Annotated in this window: 4 protein-coding genes and 1 pseudogene; all 5 read left to right on the top strand. The window is 73.5% G+C overall.

Going from position 1 to position 5,204, the window contains the following annotated elements; translation table 11 throughout:
• Nucleotides 1–855 (top strand): annotated as a pseudogene (locus L1885_RS23150) (hypothetical protein); the annotation flags it as partial.
• Nucleotides 856–1,204: 349 nt separating this feature from the next.
• The gene (locus L1885_RS23145; RefSeq protein ID WP_235799107.1) at nucleotides 1,205–1,957 is read left to right on the top strand and encodes an LmeA family phospholipid-binding protein; all 753 of its coding nucleotides are present in this window, start codon (nucleotides 1,205–1,207) and stop codon (nucleotides 1,955–1,957) included.
• Between the two features lie 816 nt (nucleotides 1,958–2,773).
• Nucleotides 2,774–3,613, top strand: a complete 840-nt coding sequence (locus L1885_RS23140) for a sulfurtransferase (RefSeq protein WP_235799106.1) — start codon at nucleotides 2,774–2,776, stop codon at nucleotides 3,611–3,613.
• An 80-nt stretch (nucleotides 3,614–3,693) separates the two neighbouring features.
• A complete protein-coding gene (locus tag L1885_RS23135; protein WP_127832476.1) occupies nucleotides 3,694–3,981 on the top strand; it encodes a DUF1416 domain-containing protein in 288 nt (95 codons plus the stop codon).
• A 127-nt stretch (nucleotides 3,982–4,108) separates the two neighbouring features.
• Nucleotides 4,109–4,453: a DUF3099 domain-containing protein gene (locus L1885_RS23130; protein ID WP_372482006.1), complete on the top strand. Its 345-nt coding sequence runs from the start codon at nucleotides 4,109–4,111 to the stop codon at nucleotides 4,451–4,453.
• The last annotated feature ends 751 nt before the right edge of the window (nucleotides 4,454–5,204 follow it).

Below are 5,204 nucleotides of genomic sequence, written 5' to 3'. Positions count from 1 at the left end.
GGCCCCGCGGCCCCCGTGGCTCCCCAGGCGAGCGGGCCGGGCGGCCCCGGCGGCCCGGGAGCCGGCTACGGCGCCCCCACGACGGTCGGGAACGCCCGCGTCACGGATGCCCAGCGCGCCCGTGCCGAGGGCCGTTCGCCGATCATTCCGCCCGGCATCCAGCCCGCGGGGCTGACCGCCGTGCTCGGCCTGCTGCTCGCGGGCGGCGCCGCGCTCGGCCCGTACGCGCTGCTCGTGCCCGCCGTGCTCCTCCAGGCGGTGACGGCGGCCGGCTGGTTCCGGCTCAACGGCATGTGGCCGGCCCGCCAGGGCATCGCGCTCGCGTTCCTCGGCGGCCTCGTCGCCGACGTCGCGCTGCTCGCCGCGGGCAAGGAGAACGGGCCCGCGGCGATCATGGGCACGCTCGGCGTGTGGGTGCTGCTGACGGTGGTGCTGCAACTGCGCAGCCACGCCGACCCGGACACGCGCCTGTCGGGCCTGTTCGCGACCGTGGTCTCGGCCGCGCTCGCGATCGTCGCCACGGGCTGCCTCGCCTCGTCGTCCGACGCGGTCGTCGTCGGCGCGGTCGCGGTCGCGGCCGCCACCGTCGTCCGCGCGCTGCCGCTGCCCGGGCCCGTCTCGGTCGTCGCCTCGCTGGTCGTCGCGGCGGGCGCGGGGCTGGCCATGGGGGCCGTCACCGACTTCGGCACGAAGGGCCTCGTCCTGGGGCTCGGCGCCGGGGTGTGCGCCCTCGTCGGGCTGCGGGCCGCGAGCTACGACTACCCGTCGCGTTTCGTCCACATGACGGCGGGCGTCGCCCTGCCGCTGACGGCCGCCGCCCCGGTGGTCTACCTGCTGGGCCGGGTCCTGGCCTGAGGGCCCGGGCCCCCGTTCGTGAGGACCCGCGGGCCGTCCGGCAGGCGGCGACGGCCCCCGGGCCGGGGTCCCGGGCCGCACGGCGCAACGGGGCGGTCCGCCGGACCCGGGCCGTCCCGCGACGGGGCGGTCCGCCGGAAGCGGGCGGGCCGACGGCCGGGAGCCGACTCGGACCCTGCCGTCCGCGGCCTGGCCGGGCCCCCACTGCGGGCGATACGGGTGCATCCCGCCGCCGCGCCGGGCCCTCGGCCGACGGTCCGATGAACCACTGGCCTAGGCTCACCGTCACCACAGGGGGAGCACGGCGGCGCCACACGGGCGCCACCGACGACATGGGGGCAACCGAGCGATGCGCGCACTGCGGATATTGCTGATCTTCGTCGTGATCATCGGCGGGCTGTTCGTGGCCGCCGACCGACTCGCGCTGCACTACGCCGAGGGCAAGGTCGCCGACCGGATCCAGTCCAGCCAGAACCTCGCCACCAAGCCCGACGTGTCGGTGAAGGGCTTCCCCTTCCTGACGCAGGTGGCCGGCAAGTCGCTCGACGAGGTCGACGTCGGCCTCGGCCGGCTGAACGCGACCGCCAACGGGCACACCGTGCACGTCACCGACGTCGAGGCGGTCCTGCGTGACGTGCGCATCGACAGCAGCTTCTCGTCCGCCACGGCCGGCACCGCCGAGGGGTCGGCGCGCATCTCGTACGCGGACCTCGCCGCCGCGGTCCCGCAGGGCGCCACGGTGTCGTACGCCGGTCCCGAGCGGGCCGCCAAGGGCCAGGTCAAGGTCGTGGCCAAGGTGACGGACGTGATGCAGGCCGAGAACATCCCGGACCCGTCGGGGCTGGTCACGAAGCTCGTCGGGGACAAGACGCTCACCGCCTACGGCACCGTGACCATGGTGAAGGGCGACGACCTGCGGCTGAGGTTCGACGACATCTCCGGCCTCCCCGTCCCCGGTCTCGCCGACCAGATAAAGGGACTCATCAACGACGACCTGAAGATCGACGGGCTGCCGTCCACCGTGACGCTGTCGAAGGTCGCGGTCTCGGGGACCGGCCTGAGCTTCTCCGGTACCGGCACGAACGTGGCCCTGACCGGCTGAGCACGCGACGGGGCGCGGTGACCGGTCGCGATACGGGGACGGTCCCGCGCCCTTCCCAAGCCCGGGGACGGGACGCGAACGGACCTGGAACGCGGCTCCCGATGCGGGGCCGGCGCCCGCGAGTACCGGGAGCGGCCCCGTCCCGTCCCGATCCACCGTCCCGTCCCGATCCACCGTCCCGACCCGTCCCGATCCGCGGCCCCGACCCGTCCCGATCCGCCGTCCCGCGCCCGTCCGTCCGGCGCCCGCGCCCGGCCGTCCGGCACTCGCGCGGATCCGGCGGTGGTGCGCCCGGATCCTGAGACGGGGACGTCCGGTCCGCAGATGCGGGCCGCCCGGGGGCCCGGTGCCGGGCGGCCGCGGGGCTTCCGGCCTCGTCGGAGCCGTCCCGGGCACCTCCCGGCAGGGCGCGGGGGCGCGTCGAGGACCGGGCGCGATTCCGTCCGGTGACCGCCATGCGGACGATCCTGTCTCAGCATCCGACACGACAGTGACATCGCTCTTCCTCCGTCCTTACGATCGCACCATGGAGCGACGGGTGGATCTGCGAGTGGATCTCACAAAGCGGCGGGCAGTCGACCTGTGCCGCGTTGCCACCATGCTCTGTCGCGACGCCTAGCCGGACCCCCGTGCGTACGGGCGGACGCGCGCACCGCGCCCGTCACCCGCGACCGGGTCTCCGGATCCCCAGCCCTGCGATCGAGGGCCACCCCTGCCTCGGGCACGCCCGCCCCTGCCGCCCCGCGGCCGCCGCCGGGCCGCCGTGAGGCCGCCCCCACAAGAACCTCGCCGAACACTGCCCCGGAGGGACACAGCATGAGCCGCACCGACGTCCTGGTCGACGCCGACTGGGTCGAGTCGCACCTCGACGACGCGAAGATCGTCATCGTCGAGGTCGACGAGGACACCTCGGCGTACGACAAGAACCACATCAAGAACGCCGTCAAGATCGACTGGCAGACGGACCTGCAGGACCCGGTGCGCCGCGACTTCGTGGACCAGGCCGGCTTCGAGAAGCTGCTCTCCGCCAAGGGCATCGCGAACGACGACACCGTCATCCTCTACGGCGGCAACAACAACTGGTTCGCCTCGTACGCGTACTGGTACTTCAAGCTGTACGGCCACGACAGCGTCAAGCTGCTCGACGGCGGCCGCAAGAAGTGGGAGCTCGACGCCCGCGAGCTGGTCGAGGAGGTCCCGCAGCGCGCGGCCACCGCGTACAAGGCCAAGGCGCAGAACACCGCGATCCGCGCCTTCCGCGACGACGTCGTCGCCGCGATCGGCAACGAGAACCTGGTCGACGTGCGCTCGCCCGACGAGTTCAGCGGCAAGCTCCTCGCCCCGGCGCACCTTCCGCAGGAGCAGTCGCAGCGTCCGGGCCACGTCCCGTCCGCGCGCAACATCCCGTGGTCGAAGAACGCCAACGACGACGGCACGTTCAAGTCGGACGACGAGCTCAAGGGCCTCTACGCCGACGAGCAGGTCGACCTGGCGAAGGACACCATCGCGTACTGCCGTATCGGTGAGCGCTCCGCGCTCACCTGGTTCGTGCTGCACGAGCTGCTCGGTGTCGAGAACGTCAAGAACTACGACGGCTCGTGGACCGAGTACGGCTCGCTCGTCGGCGTCCCGATCGAGCTCGGCGCCGCGAAGTAACCGCTCACCTCGTCGGCGGGGCGCCCCGAGGGCGCCCCGCCACCCACCGCAAACCCGCCCGACCCTAAGGACGAAGAAGCATGTGTGGAGCGAAGGCCGGCGGCCCCGACGCCTCGACGATCAAGCCCGGTGAGACGACCATCCAGGGCCAGGTGACGCGTGACGGCGAGCCCGTCACCGGATACGTGCGCCTGCTCGACTCGACCGGTGAATTCACCGCGGAGGTGCCGACCTCGGCCACCGGGCAGTTCCGCTTCTACGCGGCCGAGGGCACCTGGACGCTGCGCGCACTGGTGCCCGGCGGGACGGCGGACCGCACGGTCGTCGCCCAGACCGGCGGACTCGCGGAGGTCGCGATCGCGGTCTGACCGCCGCGCCGCGCAGCCCCTCCGACGGCGCGCGGGGCCCGCTCCCTGAGGGGGCCGGGCCCCGCGCGCCGTCCGTGTCAGGCCTCACCGTTGGCCGATGTCCGGAGCCCGGTCGTACGCTGGACGCATGGACACGCGACGTCGTCGTCGTTACTTCGCGCTCATGTGCGGATGCCTGGTCCTCTTCGTATCCGCGTGGGCGTTCGTACGGCTGTGGTCGATTCCGGCAGCCGTCGCCATGTGTGTCGTGGCGATGGTGATCCCGCCCGTGGCGGCCATGATCGGCAATGCCCGCGGCCGCAACGACCGATGGTGGGACGAGACCTCGGGCGACTCCACCTCCGACGCCTGGTGGGACGAACTCGACGGCAGGACACCCCCGAAGGACCAGGGCGGCAAGAGCGACAAGGGCGACAGGAACGACAGGAAGGCGTCCGGCGAGCACAGGAACGACCGCCGCGGCGATTCCTGAGACGGCCGCGGCGGACCCGTGGGCCCGCATCTACCGCCTCGGGCCGCCCCGTCCCCGGGAAGCCGCGTGTGGTCCGACCAGGGTGGCCGGCGGGGGCCCGACGGCGCGAACCGGTGCTCCGCACACGGAGTCCGCCACTCCGCACAGGGGAACGGGCACTCCGTACCTCGTACACGCTTTCCGCGACCCCGCCCCGACGCGACCCCGCCCCGTCGCGACATCCTCCGTCCCGAGATCCTCCGTCCCGAGATCCCCCGTCCTGACATCCGCGCCCCGCCCTCCGCCCCAGTCGGCCGGTGCTGAGCGCGTGCCCGCTGCTCCCGCACACGGTGCGAGCGGGGCCCGCGCGCGGTCGCGGCGTGACCCGGGCGGCCCGGTGGGCGTCGGCGCGACGGCTGCTGCAACACACGTACGAGGTCGAGCATTTCGGGTGATGTCGCGCGTCCGCTCGTCCGTGCGGAGGCCACCAGTACGATCATGCCTCCCGTAAACAGCCTCCGCGGCCCGCCGTGCCGGCGATCCGCCCCGCCGGGCGTGCAGCCGGCGGTGGCCGCCTGCATGGCTGGTGCGGTGGGGTGCCACCCCCTCTCCGGACGGCCCTGCGCGCGTCGCCGCATCTGGACCCCTCCACTTCCTGCCACGCGCTGAACAGCCCTGATCGCGGCCGGGAGCCAGAGCCGCGCCTTGCGCTGCCCGGAGGTCGCTATGTTGGAATGCCTGCCTGTCGGGCTCGTATAGGCGAAGTGTTACA

The organism is Streptomyces fuscigenes, assembly GCF_021556455.1.
GTDB lineage: Bacteria > Actinomycetota > Actinomycetes > Streptomycetales > Streptomycetaceae > Streptomyces > Streptomyces fuscigenes.
The sequence above is the reverse complement of the archived record's forward strand: the minus strand, read 5'-3'. Positions and strand labels throughout refer to the sequence as shown.